The sequence below is a fragment of the Amycolatopsis sp. NPDC004625 genome (assembly GCF_040609695.1).
GTDB lineage: Bacteria > Actinomycetota > Actinomycetes > Mycobacteriales > Pseudonocardiaceae > Amycolatopsis.
Window position 1 is genome coordinate 186,911 of record NZ_JBEXKX010000003.1, and the last position, 26,463, is coordinate 213,373.

Genomic DNA, 26,463 nt, shown 5'->3' on the forward strand with positions numbered 1-26,463 from the left:
CCCCGATCGGGGTGCAAACTTAGGTGACCCTAACAAACGGATGGTGAGGATGCACTCCTGTACCATCGGTTAGCCTTACCTAAAATGAGTACCAGTCGGAGGTGCGGTGCGAACAGACCCCGGAGGGATCGCTCTCAAGCGACGCCCGCCACACCTGGGCCGCGCACTGGGGCTGCTGGCCGCCCTCGGTGTCCTCGTTTTCCTGTGCCTGCTGAGCGTTTGGCTGGGGTCCAAGGAGATTTCGTTCGGCGCCGTCTGGCAGGTGCTCCGGCACGACGACGGCTCGGCCGACGCCGTGATCATCCACAGTGTCCGGATCCCGCGGACCCTGCTGGCCGTGCTGGTCGGCGCCGCGCTGGGCCTCGCCGGAACGCTCATGCAGGCGCTGACCCGCAACCCCCTGGCCGACCCCGGCCTGCTCGGGATCAGCGCCGGAGCCGCGTTCGCCATCGTCTTCTCGATCACCGTGCTCGGCGTCGGTTCCCTCTACGGCTACATCTGGTTCGCCTTCGCCGGTGCGCTCGCGGCCACCGCGGTGGTCTACTTCCTCGGCACCCGCGGCCGGAGCGGCTCCAGCCCGGTCAAGCTCGCCCTCGCCGGGGCCGCCGTGACGGCGTTGCTCGGCTCGTTCACCAGCGCGATGGTGCTGTCGGACCCGGTGGCGCTCAACCGCTACCGGTTCTGGTCGGCCGGTTCGCTCGCCGGCGTCGACAGCGGTTCGCTGCTGCGCGTCCTGCCGTTCCTGCTCGCCGGAGTGGTGCTGGCGATCGCGAGCGGGCCCGCGTTGAACAGCCTCGCCCTCGGCGACGACGTCGCGGTCGCGCTCGGACGGCGGCTCGGTCCGCTGCGGTTGCGCGGCGCGCTCGCCATCACGCTGCTGACCGGCGCGTCCGTCGCGGTCGCCGGCCCGATCGTGTTCCTCGGCCTGATCGTCCCGCACGCCGTGCGGTTCGTCGTCGGGCCCGACCACCGGTGGCTGCTGCCCTACACCGCGGTCCTCGCGCCCTGCCTGCTGCTGGCCGCCGACATCCTCGGCCGGATCATGGCGCGGCCGGGCGAGGTCCGCGCCGGGGTGATCGTCGCCTTCCTGGGCGCGCCCTTCTTCATCTGGCTGGTCCGCCGCCGCAAGCTGGTGGAGTCCTGATGAGCCTGCTGCAGGTCCGCCGCGCCCGCGTCACCTTCCGCCTCGCGAAACCCGCGGTGTCCGGCCAGGTCCGGCTCCGCCTGCTGGCCGTCTCGGTCGTCCTGGCGGTGGCGGCGTTCGCGTTGTTCTGCTGGGGCATGACGATCGGGGACGTCCCGCTGAGCGTGTCCGACGTCCTGTCCGCGGTGTTCGGCGGCGGCGACAGCGGGACCGGCTACATCGTGCAGGAGCTCCGGCTGCCGCGCGCGCTCACCGGGCTGCTGGCCGGGCTCGCGTTCGGCGCGTCCGGCGCGGTGTTCCAGACCATCACGCGCAACCCGCTGGCCAGTCCGGACATGATCGGCATCAACGCGGGCGCGGCGACCGCCGTCGTCGCCGGGATCTCGTTCGGCTTCGGCGGCGGCCTCGGCACCACCACGCTCGGCCTGCTCGGCGGGCTGCTGACCGGGTTGCTCGTGTACGCCCTCGCGTGGCGGCGCGGCACCACCGGCTACCGGATCATCCTGGTCGGCATCGGCGTCTTCGCGATGTGCACCAGCCTGACCGACTACCTGCTCAGCCGCGCGCAGATCACCGAGGCCCAGGCGTCGATCGGCTGGCTCGTCGGCAACCTCGCCAACCGCGGCTGGGAGCACGTCGTCCCGCTGGCTTGTGCGCTCGCAGTGCTGCTGCCGCTCGTGCTGGCCCTGTCGCGGTGGATGCGCACGCTGCAGCTCGGCGACGACGTCGCGGCCGGGCTCGGCACGCCGGTGCAGCCGGTGCGGCTGGGGCTGCTGCTGGCCGGCGCCGGGCTGGTGGCCTTCGCGACGGCGTCCGCGGGCCCGGTCTCGTTCGTCGCGCTGACCGCACCGCAGATCGCACAACGCCTGGCGCGCCAGGCGTCCCCGCCGCTGACGGCGTCCGCGCTCATCGGCGCGGTCGTGGTGCTGGGCAGCGACATCCTGGCCCGTTCCCTCACCGCGTCCCCGCTGCCGGTCGGCATCGTGACCGGCGCGCTCGGCGCCCCGCTGCTGCTCTGGCTGCTGGCCAGGGCCAACCGATCCGGCTCCGGAGGCTGAGAAGATGACACCGTCCCTGCGCGTGCAGGACCTGCGCGTCGCCTACGACGACCGGATCGTCCTGGACGGCCTCGACCTCGACATCCCGGCGGGCGAGATCACCGCGATCGTCGGGGCCAACGCGTGCGGGAAGTCGACGCTGCTGCGCACCCTGGCCCGGCTGCTCACGCCGAAGGCGGGCGGGGTGTACCTCGACGGCCGCTCGATCCACGACCTGCCGACCCGCCAGGTCGCCCGGCAGCTGGGCATCCTCCCGCAGTCCCCGGTGGCGCCGGAAGGCATGACGGTGGCCGACCTCGTCGGCCGCGGCCGCGCCCCGCACCAGAGCTGGTGGCGCCAGTGGTCCACATCGGACGAAGACGCGGTCGCCTCCGCGCTGGCGGCCACGCAGCTGACCGACCTCGCCGACCGCCCGGTGGACGAGCTCTCCGGCGGCCAGCGGCAACGCGCGTGGATCGCGATGGCGGTCGCCCAGGACACGCCGGTGCTGCTGCTCGACGAGCCGACGACCTACCTGGACCTGGCGCACCAGATCGACGTGCTGGACCTGGTCGTCGACCTCAACCGCGGCGAAGGCCGGACGGTGGTGATGGTGCTGCACGACCTCCCGCAGGCGTGCCGCTACGCCGACCACGTGATCGCGATGAAGGCGGGCCGCGTGGTGGCGTCGGGCGAACCGGCGGCGGTGATCACCGAGGAGCTGGTCGACGAGGTCTTCGACGTCCGCTGCCAGGTGACCCCGGACCCGGTGAGCGGCACGCCGATGGTGATCCCGATCAGCCGCCACCACCCGGCACCGGTGCACCAGGGCTGATTCTCCGGCAAGCTGAAGGCATGTATGCGCTGCCCGAAAAGACCGTCGGCACCGAGCGGGAGCTGCTCGAAGCCATGCTCGACCGCAACCGGCTCGCCCTGGTGGAGAACGCGCGAGGCCTGTCGGAAGGCGACGCCCGCCGTCGCCTGGTCTCGTCCCTGACCACGCCGATCGCCTTGGTCAAACACGCCGCCGTCGCCGAACGCCGCTGGTTCCAGTGGCTGGTCGCGAGCATGAGCGAAGCGGAGATCGACGGCCCGTCGACGCCGGGAGACGCGAGTTTCGCGGTGGGCGACGACGAGACGGTGGCGGACGTGATCGCGGAGTACGAGCGCACGAGCGCCCGCTCCCGCGAGATCGCGGCGGGCCGCTCGCTGGAGGACCGGTGGACGCACCCGGTCGTCGGCGAGGTCAGCCTGCGGTTCGTCTACCTGTTCCTGATCGAGGAGTTCGCCCGCCACACCGGCCACGGCGACATCCTGCGGGAACAGATCACGGCGGGCTGACGGCGTCCCCGGCGGTCCGCGGCGACCGCCGGGTCACCGGCCGGTCAGCGTGCGCTGACCGCGTATTCCCCGGCCGGCTCCGCGACCACCCGGCGGTCCACGACGGACTGCAGGATCTCCCCCACCCGCACCGCGGTGTTCGACAGCAGCGACGAAGTGATCCCGTGCGTGTGCTCGGTGCCGCCCTGCAGGTAGATCCCGCCGCGCAGCGGGAAGTCCGTCCTCAGGCGGTAATCGCGCTCGACGCGGAGCCGGCCTTCGACGTCACGCAGGCAGCGCGCGCCCAGCTCGCCGAGCAGCGATGTCGGGTCCGCGGGACGGTAGCCCGTCGCGTACACGACCGCGTCGGCCTCGAGGACCGTGCGCTCGCCGGTGGTCAGCGACTCGACCGTCACCGTTCCCGCGTCGGTCACCTCGGCCGGGCGCGAGACGTTGAACAGCCGCAGCCGTTCCACGCCCAGGACCCGTTCGCGGTACACCCGCCGGTACAGCTCGTCGATCAGGTCGACGTCGACGGCCGAGTAGTTCGTCGCGCCGTGGTAGCGCATCAGGCGGTCCTTCACCGGCTCGCCCGCGCGGTAGAACTGGTCGACCGCCTCCGGGTCGAAGATCCGGTTCGCGAACGAGCTGTCGTCGGCCGGGCTGTAGCCGTAGCGCGCGAACACCGCGCACACCTGCGCGCGCGGGAACTCGTCGTGCAGCAGCGCGGCGACCTCGGCCGCGCTCTGGCCGGCCCCGACCACGACGAACCGCTTCGGGTCGGCGCCGCGCAGGGCGTCCACGCGGAACAGCAGCTCGCTGTTGTGCCAGATCCGGGGACCCGCGGTGACGCCCTCGGGCAGCCGGGGCCGCAGACCCGTGCCCAGCACCAGGTTCCGCGCGCGCAGCGACGAGCCGTCCGAGGCCCGGACGTCGAAGTACGCGACTTCCGAGCCGTCGTGGACCGGCGTCACCGCGACGACCTCGGTGCCGTACGAGACGACGTCGTCGACCTTCGCGGCCGCCCATTCGAAGTAGTCGTGGAACTCCACGCGCAGCGGGAAGAGGTTCTTGTGGTTGATGAAGTCGACCAGCCGGCCGGCCGCGTGCAGGTAGTTGAGGAAGCTGAACTCGCTGGTCGGGTTGCGCATGGTGACCAGGTCCTTGAGGAACGACACCTGCATCGTCGCCGTGTCGATCAGCATCCCGCGGTGCCAGCCGAACCGGGGCTGCCGCTCGAGGAAGTGCGCGGTCACCGGCTCCCCGGCGCCGGCGTTGTGCTCGGCGAGGGCGATCGCGAGGGCCAGGTTCGACGGTCCGAAGCCCACGCCGACGATGTCGTAGATCGGGACCTCTGCAGTCATGTTGCTCCCTCGCGCGCTCCGGTACGGTTCAGGGAACCCTAACCTAACTTAGGCGAGCCTCGCCTAGTACGTTCGTGGTGATGTTCGTCCCCCGATCACGAAAGGCACTCTCGAATGCGCGTGGCGATGTTCGGCTACCAGACCTGGGGGCACCGGACCCTGCAGGCCCTCATCGACGCCGGCCACGAGGTCGCCCTCGTGATCACGCACCCGAAGAGCGACCACGCCTACGAGCGGATCTGGGCCGACTCGGTGGCCGACCTCGCGGCCGCGCACGACATCCGGGTCCTCCTGCGCACCCGGCCCGACGACGCCGAGCTGCTCGCCGAGCTCAAGGCGGCCGACCTCGACCTGATCGTGGCGAACAACTGGCGCACCTGGCTGCCGCCGGAGATCTTCGAGCTGCCGCGCCACGGCACCCTGAACATCCACGACTCGCTGCTCCCGGCGTACGCGGGGTTCTCGCCGCTCATCTGGGCGATGATCAACGGCGAGCCCGAAGTCGGCGTCACCGCCCACATGATGGACGGTGAGCTCGACGCCGGCGACATCGTGCTGCAGCGCGCGATCCCGGTCGGGCCGGCCGACACCACGACCGACCTCTTCCACCGCACGGTCGACCTCATCGCGCCGATCACCGCCGAAGCCCTCTCGCTGATCGAGACGGGCTACACGCCGGTGCCGCAGGACCGGTCCCGGGCCAGCTTCTTCCACAAGCGCGCCCAGCGCGACAGCCTGATCGACTGGACGCTGCCCCCGGCCGACCTCGAGCGGTTCGTGCGCGCGCTGTCCGACCCGTACCCGAACGCGTTCGCCTACCACCGCGGCGAGGAGCTGCGGATCCTGAAGGCGTCGGTGTCGCGAGGCAACTACGGCGGCACGCCGGGCCGGATCTTCATCCGCGAAGGCGACGGCGTGGTGATCGTCGCCGGGCCGGACGCGCGCCGCGGCCGGTCGCCGGGCCTGCTCGTCGAGCGCGTCCGCACCGCCGACGGGACCGACCTGCCGGCAGCCGAGTACTTCAAGACGATGGGCGGCTATTTGTGCAGTGGCGCGAAGCGCCTCCATTGAGGGTGATGGCGGGGGCATGGATGGACTCACCGACCGGCCGTGACCGGTGAGCGGGACATCCCTTGGCGGCGGCCGCGCCGGTGAGCAGGATGTCCCGCATGGCCGGGATCAGCTTCCTCGACGAGCACCGCACCTGGGTCCTCACCGGGGAAACGAGCACCTACGCGCTGCGGCTCGACGAAGACGACGTCCCGGTCCACGTCTACTGGGGACCCGCGCTGCCCGACGCCGACGTCGTCGAGCTGACCGGGAAAACGCTTCCCTGGTGGGACGGCTTCAACGACCCGAACGAGGGCCTGGCCGAACTCGCCGCCGACGGCGGCACCCGGTACTGGACCCCCGCGCTGCAGGTGCGGTTCGCCGACGGGACGCGGGCGCTCGAATGGCGGTACGACGACCACGAGATCACCGCCGGCCACCTGGCCCTGCACTTCGCGGACCGGCACTACCCGCTGCGGATCACCCTGCACTACCGGCTGCGCGGCGACGTCCTCGAACGCTGGACCGAGCTGGCGGCCGACACCGACGTCGAGGTCGTCCGCGCCGACTCGGCCACCTGGGCGCTGCCGGTCTTCGAGGACTACCGGCTCAGCCACGTCACCGGCCGCTGGGCCGCGGAAACGCAGCTGCGGCGCGAGTTCGCGCCGCACGGCGAGACCGGCTTCGGCAGCCGTCGCGGGATCACCGGCCACCACGCCAATCCGTGGGTGATGGTGGACGACGGCAGCGCGACCGAGCGGCACGGCGAGGTCTACGGCGTCGCGCTGGCCTGGAGCGGGTCGTGGCGGCTGACCACCACCCGCGCGTCGACCGGGCGCCTGACGGTGAGCGGCGGGTTCGGGCAGGACGGCGTCGTCCACCGCGTCGGGCCCGGACGTCCGCTGACCACGCCGGTTTCCGCCGGGCTGTACACCCGCGGCGGGTTCGGCGCCGCGAGCCGCGCGTGGCACGCCTACGTGCGGGCGCACGTCCTGCCGCACCCGGGCGAACTGCGTCCGGTGCTCTACAACTCGTGGGAGGCCACCGGGTTCGACGTCACCGAGGCCGGGCAGCTCGCCCTCGCCGAGCGGGCCGCCGCGCTGGGAGCCGAGCTGTTCGTCATGGACGACGGCTGGTTCGGCGCCCGCACCGGCGACCACGCCGGCCTCGGCGACTGGCACGTCAACCGCTCGCGGTTCCCCGACGGGCTGAAACCGCTGGTCGACGCGGTGCACGGGCTCGGGATGCAGTTCGGCATCTGGGTCGAGCCGGAGATGGTCAACCCCGACAGCGACCTCTACCGCGCGCACCCGGACTGGGTGCTGCACCACCCGCACCGCCGCCGATCCGAGCTGCGGCGGCAGCTGGTGCTCAACTTCGCGCGCCCGGACGTCGCCGCGTGGGCGCACGAGTGGCTCGACCGGCTCGTCGGCTCGCACGGCGTCGACTTCCTCAAGTGGGACATGAACCGGCCGTTCAGCGAGGCGGGCTGGCCCGGCGAAGCCGACCAGGACCGGCTGTGGGTCGACCACACCCGCGCGGTGTACGCGCTGCTCGACCGGCTGCGCGCGGACCACCCCGGCCTGCGCGTCGAGTCCTGCGCGGGCGGCGGCGGGCGGATCGACCTCGGCGTGCTCGCCCGCACCGACCAGGTCTGGACCTCCGACAACACCGACACGCTCGACCGGCTGCGGATCCAGCACGGCTACGGCCAGCTCTACCCGGCGCGGGCGATGTCGGCGTGGGTCACCGACAACCCGAACTTCGTGACGGCGCGGTCGGTCCCGCTGCGGTTCCGGTTCCACGTCGCCATGGCCGGCGTCCTCGGCCTCGGCGGCGACGTCGTGCACTGGCCCTCCGAAGACCTCGCCCTCGCCCGGGACCTGGTGACGTCGTACAAGGAAATCCGGCCCGTGGTGCAGCACGGCGAGCTGTACCGGCTGCGCCCGCCCGTCGACGACGGCGTCACCGCCCTCCAGTACGTGCACGGCGAGCACGCGGTCGTCTTCGCCTACCGGCAGGCCGCGCACTTCAACGAGCCGGGACGGCCGCTGCGGCTCGACGGCCTCGACCCGGCCGCGCGGTACCTCGACCCGGGTTCGGGGCGCACGCACAGCGGGGCCGTGCTGCTCGCCCACGGGCTCGACGTCGAGCTGCCCGCCGGGGACTTCGCCAGCGCTGTCGTTCGCCTCGATCGCGTAAAGATCTGATCTATCTCGCGGTGTGATGCGGTTTCGTCGCCGTCTGACGCTTGACATCGTCGAATAGGTCCGATCAAATGCGTCATACATCACATATGGTGGAAGGTGGCTTGGACATGAGAAGGTCCCTGGCGCTGGGCGCGGCGATGCTCCTGGCGGTGAGCGCGTGCTCGGTCGGGTCGAACACCGGCGGCAGCGGCGACGGCGCGGAGATCACCTTCCTGACGTTCGAAACCCCGAACCTCACCCCGGCCTACTGGGACGCCGCGATCAAGCGCGTCACGGACAAGAACCCCGGGATCAAGGTCAAGAAGCTGGTCGCACCGACCGCCGACGGGCGGACGTCGTACGCGAAGCAGCTGCTGCAGTCCGGCCAGTTCCCGGACGTGATGATCGCCGTCGACTCGGCCGGCTTCGCCGAGGCGGGCAACCTGTACGCCTGGACTCCGGACGAGCTGAAGGACTTCCAGTTCCCGCAGGCGAATCCGGTCAACGGCAAGTACTACCAGCTGCCGGCCAACACCCAGACCATCCCGCCGATCTACTACAACAAGAAGATGTTCGCCGACGCGGGCATCGCGGCACCCCCGAAGACCTGGGACGAACTGGTCACCGACGCCGGGAAACTCAAGGACAAGGGCTTTTCGCCGTTCACCATCGGCGGCGGCAAGGACGGCTTCCCGTCGTCGATGATCCTTTCCGGACTGGTCAGCACCGAGGTGTACAGCACGATGCCGGACTGGCTGACGCAGCGGCGCGCGGGCAAGGTGAAGTTCGCCGATCCCGCTTTCCAGCACGCGTTTGCGAAGCTCGCCGACCTCGCGGCGAAGGGGTACGTGGACAAGACGAGTGTGTCCCGCGACTACGCGGCGACCGAGCAGGCGTTCCTCGACGGCCAGAGCGCGATGTACCCGATGGGCAACTGGTTCTCCGCCAACGCCGACTCGAAGAAGCACGACTTCGAGGTCGGCGTGTTCAACTTCCCGACCGAGGACGGCAAACTGGTCGTCCCGGCCTACACCGGCGGGGGCATGATCGTGAACGCCAAGGCCGGAAACCTGGACGCGGCCCGGAAGTTCGCCCTCGGCTTCCAGCTCGACAAGGACCAGCTGGACGCCTCGGTGAAGGCCGACGGCCTGTTCCCGGCGATCAAGGGTTACACGCCGCCGTCCGACGTCGGCGCGACGTTCAAGGCCGGCTACGACCTGTACACGCAGGCGGTGCAGCAGAACGCCGTGGTGCACGCCTTCCGCTGGGAGACCGCGGACGACGGGCTGCTGCCCGGAATGAAGGACAAGGTCGACCAGGCCGCCCAGGACGTCATCACCGGCCGCAAGTCGGTCGCCGACGCGTGCGCGTTCCTGGACACCGAGTGGGCGAAGGCGGGCTGACGTCCTTGACCGCCGTCGTTTCCCCGCCGTCCCCGCCCCGCACCGTCGTCCGGCACCGTCGCCGGCGCCGCCCGGTGCTGCCGCGCGTGGCCCATTTCGCGTCGTTCGGCGCGCCGGGTGTGCTGGTGTACCTGTGCTTCGTGATGGCGCCGATCCTGATCAGCTTCGGCTACAGCCTGACCAACTACAACCCGTTCAACCCGCCGGTGAAGTTCGTCGGCCTCGACAACTACCGGCTGCTGTTCACCGACGCCCAGTTCCTCACGGCGTTGAAGGTCACGACGATCCTGACCGTGGTCGTGGTGGTCGTGCCGAACGTCCTCGGCCTCGGCGTGGCGCTGCTGCTGGACCGGAAGGGCTGGCTGTACAACGCCTTGCGGAGCGTGTTCTTCACGCCGGTGATCCTCAGCTCGGTCGTGGTGTCGATCGTCTGGTCGCGCCTGCTCGACGACCGGGGGCCGCTGAACACCCTGCTGCGGGCAATGGGGGTCTCGCACCCGCCGGGCTGGCTGTCCGATCCGGACATCGCGCTGTATTCGGTGGCGTCGATCGTGTGCTGGCAGATGCTCGGGTTCTGCGTCGTGGTGTACCTGGCCGGGCTGCAGGGGGTGCCGGCCGAGCTGCTGGAAGCCGCGGAGATCGACGGTGCGGGTCCGCTGCGCCGGTTCCGGGCGGTCACCTGGCCGCTGCTGGCGCCGTCGCTGACGATCAACACGGTGGTGCTCCTGATTTCGGCGTTCAAGACCTACGACTACGTCAAGGTGATCACCAACGGCGGCCCGGGTTCCGGCGCCACGGCCACGATCGCGTTCGACGTGCTGCAGACGGGGTTCGACTCGAACCACGTGGGCTACGCGTCGGCGATGGCCGTGCTGATGCTGGTGATCGTCGCGGTCGTGACGACGGTCGTGCTGACCTTCCTGCGCCGCCGGGAGGTGGACCTGTGACCCGTTCGTGGGCCCGGCCGGCGGTCGCGCTGGTGGTCAGTGCGGTGTTCTTCGTGCCGCTGTACCTGGTGCTGGCGAACGTGTTCAAGGAGGGTTCCTCGATCGCGAAGGAGCCCACGTCCTTGCCGGTGCCGCCGACGCTGTCGAACATCCACGCGGTCCTGACCCGGCCGGACGGGCTGTTCTGGGTGAGCCTGACGAACAGCATCGTGGTGACGGTGCTGTCGATCCTGGTCCTGACGGTGCTGTCGGCGATGCTGGGCCACTACCTGGCGCGCTCGCGCAAGCGGTGGACGAAGGTGCTGACGCTGGTGCTGCTGGCCGGGTTGATGATCCCGCCGCAGGTGATCCTGATCCCGATCACCGACGTCCTGCGCGTCACCCACCTGATGGCGACGCTGCAGGGGCTGATCCTGTTCAACGTCGGGTACTACGTGCCGTTCGGGGTGTTCGTGTTCACCGGGTTCATCCGCGGGGTGCCGGTGGAGCTGGAGGAGGCGGCGCTGCTCGACGGCGCGAGCCGGATGCAGGTGTTCTGGCGCGTGGTGTTCCCGCTGTTGCGCCCGGCGACGGCCTCGGTGCTGATCTTCCTGGGCGTGTGGATCTGGAACGACTTCATCGACCCGCTCATCATCCTCGGGCCCAGCCAGGGCACGACGATCACGACGGGGATCTACCGGTCGATCGGCCAGTACCAGGCGGACCTCGGGAGCGTGTTCGCGCTGATGTTCCTGGCGACGCTGCCGGTGCTGATCTTCTACCTGGCGCTGCAGAAGCAGTTCGTGAAGGGCCTGACGGGCGGGGCTACGAAGGGGTGAGCTGCCCTCTCGCGCGAGCCGAGCCGTCACCCGAAGGCGTCACAGCTCGCGGACCTTCCCCGCGTCGACCTCCAGCCGGCGCGTCACCTGCACCGCATCCAGCATCCGGCGATCGTGCGTCACCAGCAGCAGCGTCCCCGGGTACTTGTCCAGCGCCGCCTCCAGCTGCTCGATCGCCGGCAGGTCCAGGTGGTTCGTCGGCTCGTCCAGCACCAGCAGGTTCACCCCGCGGGCCTGCAGCAAGGCCAAGGCCGCCCGCGTCCGCTCCCCCGGCGAAAGCGTCGCCGCCGAGCGCAGCACGTGGGCCGCCTTCAAGCCGAACTTCGCCAGCAGCGTCCGCACCTCGGCGTCGGCGAGCTCCGGCACCTCCCGCGCGAACGCCTCGGCCAGCGGAACGTCCCCGAGGAACAGCCGCCGGGCCTGGTCGACCTCGCCGACCACCACCCCCGGCCCCAGCGCCGACGCCCCCTCCGACACGGCCACCCGCCCGAGCAAGGCCGCCAGGAGCGTCGACTTCCCGGAGCCGTTCGCCCCGGTGATCGCGACCTTGTCCGCCCAGTCGATCTGCAGGTCGACCGGCCCGAGCGTGAACCCGCCCCGGCGCACCACCGCACCCCGCAGCGTCGCGACCACCGCCCCCGCCCGCGGCGCCGCGGCGATCTCCATCCGCAGCTCCCACTCCTTGCGCGGCTCCTCGACCACCTCCAGCCGCTCGATCATCCGGTCGGTCTGCCGGGCCTTCGACGCCTGCTTCTCGGTGGCCTCGCTGCGAAACTTACGCGCCGCCTTGTCGTTGTCGGGCTGCTTGCGGCGGGCGTTCTTGACGCCCTTCTCCATCCACGCCCGCTGCATTCGCCCGCGCGCCTCCAGTGACGCCTTCGTGTCGGCGTACTCCTCGTAGTCCTCACGCGCGTGCCGGCGCGCGACCTCGCGCTCCTCGAGGTAGGACTCGTACCCGCCGCCGTAGACGTTCACCTGCTGCTGCGCCAGGTCCAGCTCGACGACGCGGTCGACCGTCCGCGCCAGGAACTCGCGGTCGTGGCTGACCAGCACCGTCGCCGCCCGCAGGCCCGACACGAACCGCTCCAGGCGGGCCAGCCCGTCGAGGTCGAGGTCGTTCGTCGGCTCGTCGAGCAGGAAGACGTCGTAGCGGCTCAACAGCAGCGACGCGAGCCCCGCCCGCGCCGCCTGGCCGCCCGACAGCGACGTCATCGGCTGCTCGAGATCCACCGAAAGCCCCAGCTCAGCGGCCACTTCGGCGGCCCGGTCGTCGAGGTCGGCGCCGCCGAGGGCGAGCCACCGGTCCAGGGCCGCCGCGTACTGGTCGTCCGCGCCCGCCGCGCCGTCGGTGAGGGCCGCAGTCGCCGCGTCGAGGTCGGCCTGGGCCGCCGTGACGCCGGTGCGGCGCGCCAGGAAGGCCCGCACCGACTCGCCCTCCCGGCGTTCCGGCTCCTGCGGCAGGTGCCCGACGGTCGCCGACGGCGGGTTCAGCCGGATCTCCCCGCCGTCCGGTTTCGCGAGGCCGGCCAGCGTCCGCAGGAGTGTCGACTTGCCGGCGCCGTTGACGCCGACCAGGCCGACGACGTCGCCCGGGGCGACGACGAGATCGAGGCCGGAGAAGAGGATGCGGTCACCGTGGCCCGCGGCCAGGTCCTTCGCGACGAGTGTTGCGCTCATGAGGTAGCCGAGTCTACGACCCCGTGGTGAACTGTCAGATCAAGGTCAAAACCACCGACAGTGTGTGTCCCGTGGCGCTTTGATCACTCAGTGTGGGTACCCTGTTCGGTTGTCAGTGCCGCAGCACAGTGAGGATCGGTGAACAGCATGGGCGAGCCCGCTCCCCCGGTCACCCTCGGCCGCAGGCCGAAGCCGAGGGAAGGCCGGCCGTCCGCGCCGCGGCCCACGGTGAGCCGGCGCCGGGAGGTCAGCCACGCCAGCGCGCGGTCGCTGCTGATGACCGTCCTCGGCGAGTACGCGCTGCCGCGGGACAAGCCGGTCTGGACGTCGATGCTCGTCGAGGTGCTGGGCATCCTCGACATCGAGGAGAAGTCGGCGCGGCAGGCGCTGGCCCGCTCGGCCGCCGAAGGCTGGGTGGTCTCCGAACGCGTCGGGCGCCGCGTGCGCTGGTCGCTGACCCCGCCGGGGCGCCGGCTGCTGACCGAGGGCGCCGACCGGATCTACGCGTTCGGCCGCGAAGAACGCCGCTGGAACGGGCAGTGGCTGATGCTCATCGTGTCCGTCCCGGAGGCCAAGCGGGACCTGCGGCACCGGCTGCGCACCCGGCTGACCTGGGCGGGCTTCGGCTCGCCGGTGGCCGGTGTGTGGGTGAGCCCGGACCTGACGCGGCAGCGGGAGGCCCAGCAGATCGTCAGCGAACTGGGCCTCGACGCGCAGGCGATGTCGTTCACCGCCGCCTACGGCGAGGTCGGCGAGCAGGAGTCCATGGTCGCCCGGTCCTGGGAGCTGACCGAGCTGAAGGACCGCTACGAGGACTTCATCGACCGCTTCACCGGCCTGCACCCGACCGGCGGCCGCGCGGTGCTGCGGGCGCAGACCGAGCTGGTCCACGAGTGGCGGCGGTTCCCCTTCCTCGACCCGCAGCTGCCCGCCGAGCTGCTGCCGGCGAAGTGGAGCGGGACGAAGGCGGCGGAACTGTTCCATCACAAACACGTCGACTGGCGCCCCGAGGCCCAGCAGTATTGGGACGACATCGTCGAAGCCGAAGAAGCAGGGTGAACATGACTCAGCAGGTCCGCCTCGATCGTGACGGCGGGCTCGCCGTCCTGACCGTCGACGCTCCGCCGTTGAACCTCTACACGGCTTCGCTGCAGTCCGCGCTCGCCTCGGCGATCGGCGAGCTGGAGGCCGAGCCCGCGCGGGCGCTGCTGATCCGCGCGGAGGGCAAGATCGTCAGCGGCGGCGTCGACGTCTCGCTGTTCGACGCCCAGGGCTCGCCCGCCGAGGCGAAGGTGCTGTTCGACGAGATGCTGGCGGTGCCGGACCGGATCGCGGCGCTGCCGTTCCCGACCGTGTTCGCGGCGCACGGCCTGTGCCTGACCTGGGCGTTCGAGGTCGCGGTGGCCTGCGACGTCATCCTCGCCGCCTCGCGCGCGAAGTTCGGCCTCGTCGAGAAGGTCGTCGGGCTGACGCCGACCATGGGCGGCACCCAGCGGCTCGCCGCGCGGGCCGGCGTCGGGCGGGCGAAGGAGTTCGTCATGACCGGCGACACCTACGACGCCGCGACGCTGGAGCGCTGGAACGTCGTCAACCGCGTGCTGCCGGACGAGGGGTTCGACGACGCGGCCCGGGCGTTCGCCCGGCGGCTCGCCGACGGCCCGACCCGCGCGCACGCGGCGACCAAGCGCGTCCTCGACCACTTCTCCGCCGGCGGCGTCCCCGAGGCGAACGCGCACATCACGACGATCGCCGCCGAGCTCTTCGAAACCGAAGACCTCCGCAACGCCGTGAAGTCGTTCTTGGCCGACGGGCCGGGGAAAGCGACGTTCTCCGGGCGTTAACAGTCCGTTCGGACAGCGGTTTCCGCCGTTCGGGCGTGCGCGGTTCTCCCCGGGCCGGGTTACATTCGATGTGGTCTAGACCACCTCGTCCCCCGCCTCGTGCCGCTTGGAGAACCGCCATGAGACGCACTCCCGCACGACTACGCTCCGCGCTCGCCGCCTTGCTGATCGCAGCCGGCGGCACCGCGGCGCTCGCGCCACCCGCCGCCGCTGCCGGTTCGCTGACCGCCACCCTGGCGATGAGCGGCACCACCGGCACGTACACCGTGTCCAACACCGGCACGGCGTCGGTGAGCAACTGGGCCCTCACGTTCACGCTGCCCGCCGGCGTCACCGCCTCGACCGGCGAAAACGGCACAGTGACCCAGAACGGCACCCAGGTCACGCTGACGCCCGCGTACTACATCGCGACGCTGGCGCCGGGCCGCACGACCTACCCCTACAGCCCGACGTTCCGGCTCAGCGCGGCCGCGACGCCGGCGCAGTGCCGCGTCGACAACGCCAACTGCGACGGTTCACCGGACACGCCCCCGGGTGCGCCGCCGAACCTGCGCCTGGTCGCGAAGACGACCAAGACGGTCGCGCTGGCCTGGGACGCGGCGGTAGCCGGTTCGCTGCCGGTGACCGGGTACGACGTCTACCAGGGCAGTTCCCTCGCCACGTCGGTCACCGGCACGAGCGCCACGATCCCCGGGCTCACCCCGGGAACGGCGTACTCCTTCACCGTGAAAGCCAAGGACGCCAAGGGGAACACGTCCCCGGCGAGCGCGGCGCTGGCCGTCACGACCAACAACCCGGCCGACGACACCCAGCCGCCGTCGGCGCCCGCCGGCCTGCGCTCGACGGCCGCGGACTCGGGCAGCGTGTCCCTGGCGTGGACCGCCTCGACCGACAACACCGGCGTCGTGAGCTACGACGTCTACCGCGGGTCCACTTTGGCCACGACGGTGACGACGACGTCCGCCGTGGTGACCGGGCTGGCACCGTCCACTTCGTACACGTTCACGGTCCGGGCGCGTGACGGCTACGACAACGTTTCGGCGCCGAGTGCGGCCGTCACCGCGAAGACCGGCGACATCGTCTCGGGTTACGCGAAGGTCGGGTACTTCGTGCAGTGGGGCATCTACGGGCGCCAGTACTTCGTGAAGAACCTGGAGACCTCGGGCGCGGCGTCGAAGCTGACGCACCTGCTCTACGCCTTCGAGAACATCGACCCGGTGAACCTGACCTGCCTGTCCGGCGTCACGAAGGGCACCACGGCGAACCCCCAGGACCCGAACCAGGGTGACGGCGCCGGGGACGCCGAGGCCGACTACTCGCGGCCGTTCTCGGCGGCGCAGTCGGTCGACGGCGTGGCCGACACGGGCTGGGAGTCGCTGCGCGGCAACTTCAACCAGCTCAAGAAGCTCAAGGCGAAGCACCCGAACCTGAAGGTGCTGGTGTCGCTGGGCGGCTGGACGTATTCGAAGTACTTCTCGGACGTCGCCGCCACGGACGCGTCGCGCAAGAAGTTCGTCTCGTCCTGTGTGGACACCTGGCTGAAGGGCAACATCGCGTCCTACGGTGGCGCGGGCGGGCCGGGCACGGCGGCGGGCCTCTTCGACGGCATCGACCTCGACTGGGAGTGGCCGGCCAGTGGCGACGGGCACCCGGGCAACCACTGGAGCCCGAACGACAAGGCGAACCTGACCGCGCTGCTGGCCGAGTTCCGCACGCAGCTCGACGCGTACGGCGCGACGACCGGCAAGCGGTACCAGCTGCACGCGTTCACCCCGGCCGACCCGGCCAAGGTGGCGTCCGGCTGGGACCTGCCGAAGGTGTTCACCTACCTGGACGTGGCGAACGTGCAGGGCTACGACTTCCACGGGTCGGGCAGCGACAACTCGTGGGAGCCGAACCGCACCGGCCACCAGGGCAACCTGTACGCCGACGCGGACGACCCGTACAACTTCCACTTCAGTGCGGAAAGCGCGATCAACGCGTACACGAACGCGGGCGTCGACCCGCGGCGGCTGACGCTCGGCCTGGCGTTCTACGGCCGCGGCTGGCAGGGCGTCGCCGACGGCGGAAAAGCCGGCGAATGGCAGTCGGCAACCGGCGCGGCGCCGGGGCAGTTCGCCGAGGAAGCGGGCACCCGCGGGTACGCGAACCTGCTGGCGAGCGTGCCGAACTGCACGGTCCACCACGACACGGCCGCGGTGGCGACGTCGTGCTACACGGGCAACGGCGGCCAGTGGTGGACCTACGACGACGCCTGGTCGATCGGCCTGAAGACGACGTGGCTGAAGTCGCGCGGGCTGCTCGGCGTGATGGCGTGGGAGATGTCGGGCGACACCGGCGCGTTGATGAACGCGGTGAGCGCCGGGCTCGGCTGAGGTGGTTCAGCCCGCTGAACACTTCTCGTTCAGCGGGCTGAACGCCTTTCTGATACTTGACCAACGGTGGTCTGGACCATGACACTGAGCCGGCGCGCGCCCGAAGACACCGTCGTCTCGAGGAGAGCCATGTCCCGCTTCCGCAAGGTCTTCGTCCTGGTGCCCCTGCTCCTGGGCCCGACCGCCACCCCGGCCCCGGCGGCCCCGGCGGCGTTCACCCACCCGGGCGTGCTGGTCAGCCGTCCGCAGCTGGATTTCGTCAAGGCCAAGGTGAACGCGGGCTCCCAACCCTGGAAGGCGGCGTACGACCAGGCCTTCTCGAGCTCGTACGCATCCCTGTCCCGCACCCCGAAACCGCGCGCGGTGGTGGAGTGCGGCTCGTATTCGAACCCGAACCACGGCTGCACGGACGAGCGCGAGGACGCGATCGCGGCGTACACGGACGCCCTGATCTGGTACATCTCGGGCGACGCCCGCTACGCCCGGAAGGCGATCGCGCTGATGGACGCGTGGTCGGCGGTGATCACGAGCCACACGAACAGCAACGCACCCCTGCAGACGGGCTGGGCGGGATCATCCTGGCCCCGCGCGGCGGAGCTCATCAAGTACACGTATCCGAGCTGGCCGAATTCCGGCCGTTTCGCGACGATGCTGCGCAACGTGTACCTGAGCAAGGTGATCAACGGCAGCAACAGCAACGGAAACTGGGAACTGTCCATGATGGAAGCCGCGGTGGGCATCTCGGTGTTCCTGGAGGACAAGGCAAGTTACGACAAGGCGGTGACCCGCTACCGCAACCGCGTCGCGGCGTACGTGTACCTGGCTTCGGACGGCGCCTTGCCGAAGACGGTCCCCGGCAGCGGCCTCTCGTCCCGCTCGCAGATCGTGAGCTACTGGCAGGGCCAATCGACGTTCGTGGACGGCCTCACCCAGGAGACGTGCCGCGACTTCACCCACACGGGCTACGGCATAGCGGCAACAGCGAACGTGGCGGAGACACTGCGCATCCAGGGCGACGACGTGTACGGAACGGACATCGGCACGCGCCTGCGCCAGGCCCTGGGCTTCCAGTCGAAGTACCAGCTGGGAGCGGCGCCCCCAAGCTGGCTGTGCGGCGGCCACCTGAACCTGGGCCTGGGCCCGGTGACGGAGGTGGGCTTCAACGCCCTGAGCACCCGGATGGGCATCGCGATGGCGAACACGCAGACACTGACGGAGCGCCAGCGCCCGGCGGGATCGAACGCCCTGTTCGTGGCGTGGCAGACCCTGACCCACGCGGCGAATCCGGCTTGATCTTGAGCGCTCGTCTCCCTGGCCTGTTTTCGCAGGTCAGGGAGACGGGGGACCCTGGTTGCAGGGGGGTTGGGCGGGCACGCTAAAGTACTTTCACGCACTCAGGGAGTGCGAGTCCGGGCTGTGGCGCAGTTTGGTAGCGCACTTGACTGGGGGTCAAGGGGTCGCAGGTTCAAATCCTGTCAGCCCGACGGACACAGAAGCCGCTTGGCTTGGGTGAAAGCCCAGGTCAGGCGGCTTTCTTGCTCGCGGCTACGCACACCTGCGCCCCCAACTGCACGAGAGGCCTGGGGACCACATAGGGACCAGCCCGTCGAGCTCAAACCCCCGGGCGTAGTCTGACCAATCTGCAGTGACCCCCATCGCCCAAGTGGATCAATGCAAACAACAATAGACACCGGAGGTCCTGTGGAGTCGTCGGACTCACCAGCGCCGAACTCGCAGCCCGACCCTGCCGAAGTTATCCGACGCGACTGCCTGAAGCGGGCCGTCGAAGCCTTCGGAACTGCGTCCGTATTTGAGTGGCGTTCACATCGACTCACCTGGCACCTCCAGCTGATCACCTTCGCCGGCCTCGTGGTTCCTGTAGTCGTGGGACTTTTAGCCTTGAGCTACGGTGCAGGCTTCAAGGCACTGCCGCTAATTATCATAGTTGGCTCAGCACTCGGAACCGCGCAGGTAGTATTTTCTCTATGGTCGCTCGTCGCACGCTGGGTCGAAGCGCAAAGCTATGCAGTCGAGTCGATGATTTCGAATCGCAGACTTTTTGGACAGTACGTCAAGACGGCGCGAGACCTAACACTCGATCTCGGCGAACTAAAGCTCCGTTACGAAAGCCTCGTCGCCGAAGACGCCTCACGGCGAGAGCAGGATACGAAGTGGAACCTGAAAGCCAAGGAACGCCGAAAAGGGCTTCGCGCCGGACTGCGTGAACTCGGGATACCCTGCACTGCATGCAAGGAAACTCCGATAGGGATGACAGCCACGAAGTGCGACCTGTGTGGAAATTTCTAGCACGATTGGAAAGACAATGGATCACGAAGTAGCAAGAATTCTTAACGCGTACACAGAATTGCAACCAAGCCAGCAACGGGAGCTTGTCTCAGAGCTTAATGCATACATTTCCGCGCCTTATGAGCGCAAAATAACGTTGACCCGTGAAGCAAAACGCTTCATGAAAGTTGAACTCGGCCCCGTCGGAATTACATGCCCAATGTGTGGAAAATAGCGAATTATCCGGCTTGAACCTTAGGTTCGCGCGACACAGACAAGTGTGCACTGAGCAGACTCCCGGCTGCTATCACGGTCCGTTTGTCTGGATGGAGGTAGCGTTGCGTTGTTGAGATAGAGCCATGGCCTGCGATTTCCCGCAAGTGATGAATCGGCACACCCGCATCAGCCATCCAGGTCAGACCCGTATGACGCAGGTCATGACGCCTCAGTTGTTCGTACCCGAGCTTCGCCACTATGTCGTCCCATGCCGTCGCGTCGCGGAGCACCGCAGTCGTAATGCGACCGCCGCGCGGGCCCTTGAACAGCCGGCCGTCTAGGTCGTTATCAGCTAAGGCAATACGACGCTTCACCAGCTCCCGTATCTCTCCGATCAGCGGTACGGTTCGGGCTCGCTTTCCCTTCGTCCCTTTGTCCACTAGCCCGCCAGGTGACGGCGTTGTCTGTCGTCGAACCGTCCACGTCCAAGACTCGGTGTCGATATCCCCCACCCGACAGCCCGAGACTTCCCCGATCCGAGCCGCCGTGCAGGCAGCGAACAGCACCACGTCACCCCAACCTCGATACTCCCCCGACGACCGCGCCACCAGGGCATCCGCCAGCGTCGTAAGCGAGACCCAGTCCGGCAGCGCCAGCGACCGCGGATCGTCCAACTCGTCCTCGGCACGCTTGTACTCCTGCTGCCAGCCGCTCACTCGTGCCGGGTTCCGGTCGATGATGCCGTCCCGGAGAGCCTGCTCCATGACCCTGACCAGCACCGCAATGCTGTTCTTCACCGTCGACCGGCTGCACTCGTCCGCGATCCACGCATGCACCGCCCGATCAACCGCCCCGTTCGTGATCATGCTGACCGGCAGGTGCCCCAGCGTCGGGACGACCCGCTTCCGCCAGCCGGCCAAGTACGGATCGGTGGTCTTGGCCTCCAGCCCCCGGAGAGCGAACGTCATGTTCGTCGTCCCGTAGTCGACCAGCTTCATCGTCGCCGTGTTCGGATCGACGCCTTGAGCTGCGGCACGCTCCATCCGGGTGATCCAGTCGCGCGCCTCGTCCTCGGACGCGAACGCCTCCGACTTGCTCGGACGCCTCTTCGTCACAGGGTCGATCCACCGCACCCGAGCGCGGTACGGGCTGGCCCGGCCAGGCCGGTACTCGACATCGGACGACAGCGAGACGCCGAGTGGAAGCCGCACATCGCCGGCCATCACGCAGCCGCCTGGCCTGGATCAACGCGCCTGCTCCGTAGCCACGCTTCGATGTCTGACGCGCTGTACACGGTCACCCGCTCGGAGAGCTGAACGAAGGGTGGTCCCTGCGGCGGCCGGGCCGTTCGCCACCTCCGCACCGTCGACGGATCAACGCCGAGCAGGGTGCCCAACTCCTCCGTCGTGAGCCACCGCCCATCCACCAGTCGCAGTTCCATGTCCACTCCCCTCTCAGGCCGCGAGCTCGGTTGCCGAAGTTTCTGGAGGTCTCCCCGCCGCCAGTAGCGCCCGGTCGTACTCGGCTTTCCAAGTGATCCGTTCCGCGATGGCGCGCATGACCAGGTGCGGCCGGGGCGGGACCTGCGGATCCCCGGGCTCGACCTTGCGCCAGACCTGCTGTGGGCGGTCGGCGTCCGACTTCTCGATCCCGACCGCCGCGAGTGCCTGCAGCACGAAGGCCCGCCGATCGGCCTTGTGGTCGACCAGCGTCTTGCCCGACCACTTCCGCGACACAAGGACACGACGGCCGGGCAGCCCGAGCGTCGATCGGCGGTGAGCCCGGCCCTTGCAGTACCCCGGCGTCGTCTTGCCCGTGACACCCTTGGGCTGGACTCCGTAGAGCAGCCACACCGCGCAGCGCAGCGAACACGGTGTAACCGACAGCTCGGCATGCAGCCGGTCGTGATGATCAGCCTGGGCCGGGCTGTCCGCCTCGACCACTTCCCCGGTCGACTTCGTCAGATATTTGGTCAGGTAGCCGATGTGGCGGCCGGCCTCTTCGGTGCCGCCGAGGATGCCCTTCGAGTGCACCTGACGCCCGAACGTGACGACGTGCGCCGGACGCTCGACCGCCTCCACCGCGTCGTCCCACCTGGTCAGCGGCACACGCGTCTCCGGATCAACGAACCCGGTCTCCGGGCCATCCCAGACCGGGAGACGGTCGGTGTAGACGATCTCGTCATGCGCCGGCCACCAGACCTGGTGATAGGTGGCCTCAGTGACCTGCCGGATCACGTCGTGCGGCACCGAGCCCCGGATGGCCGCGTGTAGGTGCGGAGCGGCCCGACGCTGGGGCTCGACAGTGGCAAAGTACTGCGCGTCCCAGCCAACTACCCGGCGCAGATTTTGCCACCACCGATCCACCAGCGCGGCGAAGTGCACCGCGTCCCGGGCGGCCCGCCGGTAGTCGTACCGGGACGGGTCGACCGGGGCACCGTCACCGCGGACCCGCCCGTAGGTATCGCAGGTCAGCGTCACAAACATGGACGGCCGGAACTTCCCGGCGTACTCCCGACCGACGGTGGTCTTCGCGACCTTTCGCCGAGGAAGGTTCGGCGCATCCTGCCTGCGCTTGGTCGACCGCTTCACCGCAGGTTTGACCGGGACATCGAGGGCGGGCAGCCGGCCCCGCATCCCGAGTTGCCGAAGTTCCACGTCAACCCCAGCGATCTCCTCCCGCAGCTCTTCCGCCTCCGCCTGGTCATGCTCGACCACCTCCCGATACGCCGCCACCAAGTCCGCCCGGTACGTCAGCAGCTCTTTGTGATCCTCCGAGGGCGGCTCAGCAGTGAGGACGGGCTCTTCGGTCATGTGCCAGCCCTCGCGGCACTGCGCCTGTCGAAGCGCCTTTGCCTTCCGCGCGCACGGCAGGCACACCGACTCCACAGTGGACCCGCACGGCACGGGGACGTAGCGGAGTTCGCCGGTCTCGGTGTCGCCGACCTCCATCGTGAACGGCCGGACGCAGACGCCGTGCTTCTCCGCCGTCGCCCGGATCACGTCGGCAGCCAGCGGGGTCCGCATCCGTTCAGCGCGTGTCTCGCTCATCAGGCCGCCACCTCCCCGGGCGAGGACCAGCCACGCAGCAGGTAGACGGGCATGTCCTGCTTCGCCCCGACCGGGAGATCCGGGAACGTGCTCGGCTCGAACCGCACCACCCCGAACACCACGACCGGAATGCCGCACGGCGTCCGGCCACTGATCGACAGATGCACCCACCTCCCATCGACCAGCCGCCACAGCCGCGCCGACACGTCCTCGAGCGTCTGGCTCCACACCAGCAACGCCCGAGCGACCGCCGCCAGGCCGTCAACATCCAGTTGGACCGTGATCGGGCTGGACCAGGCGTTGACGTCGACCGAGGCGGCCGGCGGCAACTGGTGCGAGTCGAGATGGTCACGGATCGCGTCGAGGAAGATCATCAGCCGATTCACGCGGCCACCCCCTCACCGCCGTGCCGCAGATCCGCGACACCCCCATTGGTCACATACGCCTCCAGCGCCTTCACTGTGGAGTCGGAGACCCATCCGGCCCGGATGCGCAGCGGTTCGCGGATGCCTTCGCCCCAGACGTAGCCGACACCGGCCTCGGAGTCGCCGATGCGGTTGGCCCAGGCCCCGCGCTCGTACGCGCCGTCCCCGAGGACCATCCCGACGTGTGTCTTGGACGTGACCCGCAGGCACACACGCCGGGTGAACAGCTCCCGGACCGGGACGGTGTCCTTCGTCGGCTCCTGGACGTAGCCACGGACCGAGATCCCCAATGCCCGACCCTGTGTCGTCAGCAGCGCGACGCGTTCCACAATGGCCTCGCGGGTCTTGCGGTCGGTGTATTTCGTGAGTGCGCCGATCTCGTCGAACTCCAGCAGCTCCAACGGATACTCCGTCGACACCGGGATCGTGCGCAGCCGCCCGGCGAACGCGCGCTTGCGGGATTCCATCTCCTCCACCAGGCCGTCAAGCAACTCGACCGCGTCCTTGCCGCCCACCGCGTAGCGGGAGAAGATCCCGCGTCCGTACGCGAGTTCCATGCCCTTGGGGTCGATGCCGGACATGCGCACCACCCCGGCCCGGATCGCCGAGGCCGCCGCGACCAGCGGGCACCACATCACCGAGTTCTTGCCCGCCCCGGAGGCACCGGCGGTCAGGCAGTGCGCACCCGAGCCCAGCAGAGGGACGCGCCAGTCACGGCCGTACTCGGTCCGCCCGGCCCAGACGTGGCGCAGGTCCACGCCGGTCGAGTCGAGGCCGTCCGGGACCTCGGAGCCGGCCACCCCGCCGCTGAGCAAGTCGCGCCGTTGGAAGTCGATCGAGACGACGTTGGGTGCCAGCTCGCGGACCTGACAGCGAGCGACCTTCCGCGCGACAGCCAGCGCTCGGGCGGCGTCGTCGAAGTCCTCCGGCTTCTGCCCGGCCACCAGCTCCACCCGCACCTCATCCCACGAGGCACCGGACCGGACGCCGAGCACCTTGGGCAGTCGCGCGTTCGGCCGGTTCGACGTCGATCGTGAGAGCGCGCGTCGACGGCCGACGAGGTTCACGTTCACCACCACCGGCAACGCCTCGTCCCGCACCGACAGGCCGCAGGCGTGCAGCCACTCCGGCAGCTTCCGCCCGTAGACCGCCCACCGGGCCCACCAGGAGCGCAGGAACCGTCCGCACCACTGGTCAAACGAGACGGCGTCGATCATCCACCACGTCGCCAGGACCACCGCGACGCTGCCCAGGATGATCACCAGGGAGAGCCATCCGAACAGCTCGTACCAGGCGCAAATCGCGACGACGGCGAGGCTGGTCCGCCACCGGGTCACGACCTGCGCGAGCATCCACACCACGGCCTTGCACAGCCACCACAGGGCCACGAACACGACGGCCGCCGCAGCCAAGCCTTCGACCACGGAGGCCAGGGCGCGGCCGATCTTGTGCAGCACCCACACACCGAGCCCCAGCCCAGCCACGGCCACTACCGCGAAGCCGGGAGACATCACCGACCACCCCGCTTCACGTCGAGGTCCAGCGGCAGCATTCCCAAGCAGGGGGCGCACTGGGTCTCGCCGGGCAGGAGTTTGGCGAATCGTTTGCAGGAGGCGCAGCGCGTTCGGGTGACCCCCGTTGACGCTCGCCGGTTGTCGTCGTTTAGCGTTGTCATTGTTCACTTCCGCTGGTTGTGGACAGCGCAGGAGCGGCAAGGTTGGTAGCCAGGCACCGCTTCTGCGCCTTAACGGATCACACGCACCCACATCAGGACGTGTTTCATCGCCGCACGTCATAGCGTGCGTTTTCGCTAGTACTGTTGAATTTCCAGTCGTCTACATGCGACTAATCAGCAGGCTTGCCCTGCGCCTGAAGGTTTGCCGAGATCTCACCCGCTTTCCGTTCCTCGTATCCGGCCCAGTACAGCGCCTCGTGGTGATGACCCCGGTCGACGTCCGCGACGGCCTTGTAGAGCCGTGCGTTGCCGAGGCGGAACGCCAGCCACACCGACGGGTTCGCGTCGTTGGGTGGCCGGCGGTCCATCACGACCTCGTGGGCGTCCCGGAGCGTCTTCGGCTCAGTCCTGCGCACTGTCACGCCTCTCCGCGCGGGCTTCCAGCAGCGCCGCCAGGTCCTCGGCGTGGTCGCGGAGTCGGCGAAGGAACACCGCGCAGCCCGTCCAGGCGTTCTGGTCCTCCGGCGGCACCAGCGTCACCACGCACAGCCCACCGGCCAGCACCAGAACCGGCGGACACGATGCGCCCGTCCCGGTCTCCTCCACCGTCACCTCGGTACCCGCCCCGACCGTCCAGCGCAGCCCCAGCCCGTCCCACGTTGCCGTCATGTCGTTCCCACTCCCGGGCCAGGTCGGCGAACCCCTCGGCCGCCGACTCCAACGCCGCCACACACCACCACGGCAACCCGCGCACCTGCGCCAGCTCGTGCCACGCCCGCGACACTCGCCGAGCCGCATTCGCCGTGTTCGCCGCACTCACCGGCGACAGCACCGCACGGCCGTGTTCCCACGCGGCCATGTAGTCCCGATACGCCTGCTCCCACGCCTCGACCCGCTCGCGGAAGCCCATGCCTGTCACGCTGCCTTCGCCGTCTCACCGGACCCACCGGACCGAGACGGCTTCGCACTGCTGGTGGCCTGCTTGAACCCGGTCGCGCGGAACACGTAGGACTGGTACTTGAACTCGCCCTGCCCAGCCACGCGCGGTTCGGCCGTCAGGCCGTCCAGCTCGATCGGCCGCATGCCGGGCAGCGCCTCCGCCGTCGTCGGCACCGGCTGGACGTCGGCGAGAAGCGTGATTTCGAACGAAGCCCGCTTTGCGCGGGACTCGGCCGGGTCGGTGACCGTGACCTTCCACTGCCGCTTACCGGTCACCTCGTCGACCCGCTGCCGCACCGGGCGATTGGCGGCCCGGTCCTCACGCGACTGGTACTCGTTGTCCGGCGACACTTCGCCTACCATCACCAGGCCCTGCGTGAACGCGTCGTCGAAGTCGATGCTGAACCGGTGTCCCTTGTCGATAGCCATGCTGAATTCCCTTGTGTCGTCTGTTAGTTGGTCTCTTCGGGCGGTTCTCCGCCTCGTGCCGCTGCGGCGTCCAGTGCCGCGCTGACCTCGTCCAGTTCCCTCCGCAGTACGGCGATGGCGTCGGAGTCCACGAGCAGGACCACCGGGAACGCCTTGCCGAACCGGACTTCCGCGCGGTTTGCGTACGTCAGCGCCCGGACGCGAATCGGCAGATCAGCCGTGACGTGGATCTGAACCGTGTCGCGCATGCCACGCCGCGCCTACGCCGCACGTCGGCG

The 26,463-nt window shown here is 69.5% G+C and carries 25 protein-coding genes and 1 tRNA gene; 15 read left to right on the forward strand and 11 right to left on the reverse strand.

Features of this window, described 5'->3' with window-relative positions; translation table 11 throughout:
* Window positions 1-106 precede the first annotated feature (106 nt).
* The 4 genes from ABZW17_RS04585 to ABZW17_RS04600 are packed head-to-tail and all read left to right on the forward strand — an operon-like array spanning window position 107 to window position 3,522.
* Entirely contained in the window at window positions 107-1,144 is a 1,038-nt protein-coding gene (locus tag ABZW17_RS04585) for an iron chelate uptake ABC transporter family permease subunit (protein ID WP_354809591.1), read from the forward strand.
* Entirely contained in the window at window positions 1,144-2,202 is a 1,059-nt protein-coding gene (locus tag ABZW17_RS04590) for an iron chelate uptake ABC transporter family permease subunit (RefSeq protein WP_354809593.1), read from the forward strand. The genes ABZW17_RS04585 and ABZW17_RS04590 overlap by 1 nt, the downstream gene beginning before the upstream one ends.
* A 4-nt stretch (window positions 2,203-2,206) precedes the next feature.
* Window positions 2,207-3,016, forward strand: a complete 810-nt coding sequence (locus ABZW17_RS04595; RefSeq protein ID WP_354809595.1) for an ABC transporter ATP-binding protein — start codon at window positions 2,207-2,209, stop codon at window positions 3,014-3,016.
* A gap of 20 nt (window positions 3,017-3,036) precedes the next feature.
* Window positions 3,037-3,522, forward strand: a complete 486-nt coding sequence (locus tag ABZW17_RS04600; protein ID WP_354809597.1) for a DinB family protein — start codon at window positions 3,037-3,039, stop codon at window positions 3,520-3,522.
* Window positions 3,523-3,566: 44 nt separating this feature from the next.
* On the opposite strand, the gene ABZW17_RS04605 is transcribed toward ABZW17_RS04600, so the two are convergent.
* Window positions 3,567-4,865, reverse strand: coding sequence for a SidA/IucD/PvdA family monooxygenase (locus ABZW17_RS04605; RefSeq protein ID WP_354809599.1), 1,299 nt, complete (start codon window positions 4,863-4,865; stop codon window positions 3,567-3,569).
* Between the two features lie 114 nt (window positions 4,866-4,979).
* Between ABZW17_RS04605 and ABZW17_RS04610 the strand changes: the two genes are divergently transcribed.
* The 5 genes from ABZW17_RS04610 (at window position 4,980) to ABZW17_RS04630 (ending at window position 11,272) form a co-directional block, all read left to right on the forward strand.
* On the forward strand, window positions 4,980-5,936 hold the full coding sequence (locus ABZW17_RS04610) for a methionyl-tRNA formyltransferase (RefSeq protein WP_354809601.1): 957 nt from the start codon (window positions 4,980-4,982) through the stop codon (window positions 5,934-5,936).
* 98 nt (window positions 5,937-6,034) lie between these two features.
* Window positions 6,035-8,125, forward strand: a complete 2,091-nt coding sequence (locus ABZW17_RS04615; protein ID WP_354809603.1) for an alpha-galactosidase — start codon at window positions 6,035-6,037, stop codon at window positions 8,123-8,125.
* Window positions 8,126-8,232: 107 nt separating this feature from the next.
* Window positions 8,233-9,507, forward strand: coding sequence for an extracellular solute-binding protein (locus tag ABZW17_RS04620; RefSeq protein ID WP_354809605.1), 1,275 nt, complete (start codon window positions 8,233-8,235; stop codon window positions 9,505-9,507).
* On the forward strand, window positions 9,489-10,454 hold the full coding sequence (locus ABZW17_RS04625) for a sugar ABC transporter permease (protein ID WP_354809607.1): 966 nt from the start codon (window positions 9,489-9,491) through the stop codon (window positions 10,452-10,454). Before ABZW17_RS04620 ends, ABZW17_RS04625 begins: the two co-directional genes overlap by 19 nt.
* On the forward strand, window positions 10,451-11,272 hold the full coding sequence (locus ABZW17_RS04630) for a carbohydrate ABC transporter permease (protein ID WP_354809609.1): 822 nt from the start codon (window positions 10,451-10,453) through the stop codon (window positions 11,270-11,272). Before ABZW17_RS04625 ends, ABZW17_RS04630 begins: the two co-directional genes overlap by 4 nt.
* A gap of 39 nt (window positions 11,273-11,311) precedes the next feature.
* Here ABZW17_RS04630 and ABZW17_RS04635 read toward each other — a convergent pair whose 3' ends face one another.
* Window positions 11,312-12,949 carry an ABC-F family ATP-binding cassette domain-containing protein gene (locus ABZW17_RS04635; RefSeq protein WP_354809611.1) on the reverse strand — a complete coding sequence of 546 codons (1,638 nt, stop codon included), beginning with the start codon at window positions 12,947-12,949 and terminating at the stop codon, window positions 11,312-11,314.
* Between the two features lie 147 nt (window positions 12,950-13,096).
* Between ABZW17_RS04635 and ABZW17_RS04640 the strand changes: the two genes are divergently transcribed.
* From ABZW17_RS04640 to ABZW17_RS04665, 6 genes are all read left to right on the forward strand, one after another.
* Window positions 13,097-14,008, forward strand: a complete 912-nt coding sequence (locus ABZW17_RS04640; RefSeq protein WP_354809898.1) for a PaaX family transcriptional regulator C-terminal domain-containing protein — start codon at window positions 13,097-13,099, stop codon at window positions 14,006-14,008.
* Between the two features lie 2 nt (window positions 14,009-14,010).
* The gene (locus ABZW17_RS04645; protein ID WP_354809613.1) at window positions 14,011-14,790 is read left to right on the forward strand and encodes an enoyl-CoA hydratase/isomerase family protein; all 780 of its coding nucleotides are present in this window, start codon (window positions 14,011-14,013) and stop codon (window positions 14,788-14,790) included.
* 119 nt (window positions 14,791-14,909) lie between these two features.
* Window positions 14,910-17,165 (forward strand): glycosyl hydrolase family 18 protein, encoded by a 2,256-nt coding sequence (locus tag ABZW17_RS04650; RefSeq protein WP_354809615.1) that lies wholly within the window; start codon window positions 14,910-14,912, stop codon window positions 17,163-17,165.
* Between the two features lie 129 nt (window positions 17,166-17,294).
* Window positions 17,295-18,458: an alginate lyase family protein gene (locus tag ABZW17_RS04655; protein WP_354809617.1), complete on the forward strand. Its 1,164-nt coding sequence runs from the start codon at window positions 17,295-17,297 to the stop codon at window positions 18,456-18,458.
* A gap of 117 nt (window positions 18,459-18,575) precedes the next feature.
* Window positions 18,576-18,649, forward strand: a tRNA-Pro gene (locus ABZW17_RS04660).
* Window positions 18,650-18,866: 217 nt separating this feature from the next.
* Window positions 18,867-19,472, forward strand: coding sequence for a mobilome CxxCx(11)CxxC protein (locus ABZW17_RS04665; protein ID WP_354809619.1), 606 nt, complete (start codon window positions 18,867-18,869; stop codon window positions 19,470-19,472).
* Between the two features lie 218 nt (window positions 19,473-19,690).
* Here the strand turns inward: ABZW17_RS04665 and ABZW17_RS04670 are convergent, their stop codons facing one another.
* The 9 genes from ABZW17_RS04670 to ABZW17_RS04710 form a co-directional block, all read right to left on the reverse strand.
* Complete coding sequence (locus ABZW17_RS04670; protein ID WP_354809621.1) at window positions 19,691-20,890, reverse strand: site-specific integrase; 1,200 nt, start codon at window positions 20,888-20,890, stop codon at window positions 19,691-19,693.
* Window positions 20,890-21,108, reverse strand: coding sequence for a helix-turn-helix domain-containing protein (locus ABZW17_RS04675; RefSeq protein WP_354809623.1), 219 nt, complete (start codon window positions 21,106-21,108; stop codon window positions 20,890-20,892). The genes ABZW17_RS04670 and ABZW17_RS04675 overlap by 1 nt, the downstream gene beginning before the upstream one ends.
* A gap of 13 nt (window positions 21,109-21,121) precedes the next feature.
* Window positions 21,122-22,717, reverse strand: coding sequence for a replication initiator (locus tag ABZW17_RS04680; RefSeq protein ID WP_354809625.1), 1,596 nt, complete (start codon window positions 22,715-22,717; stop codon window positions 21,122-21,124).
* Window positions 22,717-23,103, reverse strand: coding sequence for a hypothetical protein (locus ABZW17_RS04685; RefSeq protein ID WP_354809627.1), 387 nt, complete (start codon window positions 23,101-23,103; stop codon window positions 22,717-22,719). The genes ABZW17_RS04680 and ABZW17_RS04685 overlap by 1 nt, the downstream gene beginning before the upstream one ends.
* Window positions 23,100-24,653: an FtsK/SpoIIIE domain-containing protein gene (locus ABZW17_RS04690; protein WP_354809629.1), complete on the reverse strand. Its 1,554-nt coding sequence runs from the start codon at window positions 24,651-24,653 to the stop codon at window positions 23,100-23,102. Before ABZW17_RS04690 ends, ABZW17_RS04685 begins: the two co-directional genes overlap by 4 nt.
* A 334-nt stretch (window positions 24,654-24,987) precedes the next feature.
* Window positions 24,988-25,233, reverse strand: a complete 246-nt coding sequence (locus ABZW17_RS04695; protein WP_354809631.1) for an AMED_5909 family protein — start codon at window positions 25,231-25,233, stop codon at window positions 24,988-24,990.
* Window positions 25,220-25,486 (reverse strand): hypothetical protein, encoded by a 267-nt coding sequence (locus tag ABZW17_RS04700; protein WP_354809633.1) that lies wholly within the window; start codon window positions 25,484-25,486, stop codon window positions 25,220-25,222. The genes ABZW17_RS04695 and ABZW17_RS04700 overlap by 14 nt, the downstream gene beginning before the upstream one ends.
* A gap of 246 nt (window positions 25,487-25,732) precedes the next feature.
* A complete protein-coding gene (locus tag ABZW17_RS04705; protein WP_354809635.1) occupies window positions 25,733-26,185 on the reverse strand; it encodes a hypothetical protein in 453 nt (150 codons plus the stop codon).
* Between the two features lie 23 nt (window positions 26,186-26,208).
* Window positions 26,209-26,433 (reverse strand): hypothetical protein, encoded by a 225-nt coding sequence (locus tag ABZW17_RS04710; protein ID WP_072476542.1) that lies wholly within the window; start codon window positions 26,431-26,433, stop codon window positions 26,209-26,211.
* Window positions 26,434-26,463: the final 30 nt, after the last annotated feature.

Bases quoted from the DNA above. Each gene is read 5' to 3' on its own strand.
- ABZW17_RS04640 (WP_354809898.1), top strand. From the start codon at position 13,097: ATGGGCGAGCCCGCTCCCCCGGTCACCCTCGGCCGCAGGCCGAAGCCG.
- ABZW17_RS04610 (WP_354809601.1), top strand. From the start codon at position 4,980: ATGCGCGTGGCGATGTTCGGCTACCAGACCTGGGGGCACCGGACCCTG.
- ABZW17_RS04655 (WP_354809617.1), top strand. From the start codon at position 17,295: ATGTCCCGCTTCCGCAAGGTCTTCGTCCTGGTGCCCCTGCTCCTGGGC.
- ABZW17_RS04670 (WP_354809621.1), bottom strand. From the start codon at position 20,890: ATGGCCGGCGATGTGCGGCTTCCACTCGGCGTCTCGCTGTCGTCCGAT.
- ABZW17_RS04650 (WP_354809615.1), top strand. From the start codon at position 14,910: ATGAGACGCACTCCCGCACGACTACGCTCCGCGCTCGCCGCCTTGCTG.
- ABZW17_RS04620 (WP_354809605.1), top strand. From the start codon at position 8,233: ATGAGAAGGTCCCTGGCGCTGGGCGCGGCGATGCTCCTGGCGGTGAGC.
- ABZW17_RS04705 (WP_354809635.1), bottom strand. From the start codon at position 26,185: ATGGCTATCGACAAGGGACACCGGTTCAGCATCGACTTCGACGACGCG.
- ABZW17_RS04595 (WP_354809595.1), top strand. From the start codon at position 2,207: ATGACACCGTCCCTGCGCGTGCAGGACCTGCGCGTCGCCTACGACGAC.
- ABZW17_RS04675 (WP_354809623.1), bottom strand. From the start codon at position 21,108: ATGGAACTGCGACTGGTGGATGGGCGGTGGCTCACGACGGAGGAGTTG.
- ABZW17_RS04710 (WP_072476542.1), bottom strand. From the start codon at position 26,433: ATGCGCGACACGGTTCAGATCCACGTCACGGCTGATCTGCCGATTCGC.
- ABZW17_RS04605 (WP_354809599.1), bottom strand. From the start codon at position 4,865: ATGACTGCAGAGGTCCCGATCTACGACATCGTCGGCGTGGGCTTCGGA.
- ABZW17_RS04615 (WP_354809603.1), top strand. From the start codon at position 6,035: ATGGCCGGGATCAGCTTCCTCGACGAGCACCGCACCTGGGTCCTCACC.
- ABZW17_RS04590 (WP_354809593.1), top strand. From the start codon at position 1,144: ATGAGCCTGCTGCAGGTCCGCCGCGCCCGCGTCACCTTCCGCCTCGCG.
- ABZW17_RS04600 (WP_354809597.1), top strand. From the start codon at position 3,037: ATGTATGCGCTGCCCGAAAAGACCGTCGGCACCGAGCGGGAGCTGCTC.
- ABZW17_RS04690 (WP_354809629.1), bottom strand. From the start codon at position 24,653: ATGTCTCCCGGCTTCGCGGTAGTGGCCGTGGCTGGGCTGGGGCTCGGT.
- ABZW17_RS04645 (WP_354809613.1), top strand. From the start codon at position 14,011: ATGACTCAGCAGGTCCGCCTCGATCGTGACGGCGGGCTCGCCGTCCTG.
- ABZW17_RS04635 (WP_354809611.1), bottom strand. From the start codon at position 12,949: ATGAGCGCAACACTCGTCGCGAAGGACCTGGCCGCGGGCCACGGTGAC.
- ABZW17_RS04680 (WP_354809625.1), bottom strand. From the start codon at position 22,717: ATGAGCGAGACACGCGCTGAACGGATGCGGACCCCGCTGGCTGCCGAC.
- ABZW17_RS04700 (WP_354809633.1), bottom strand. From the start codon at position 25,486: ATGACGGCAACGTGGGACGGGCTGGGGCTGCGCTGGACGGTCGGGGCG.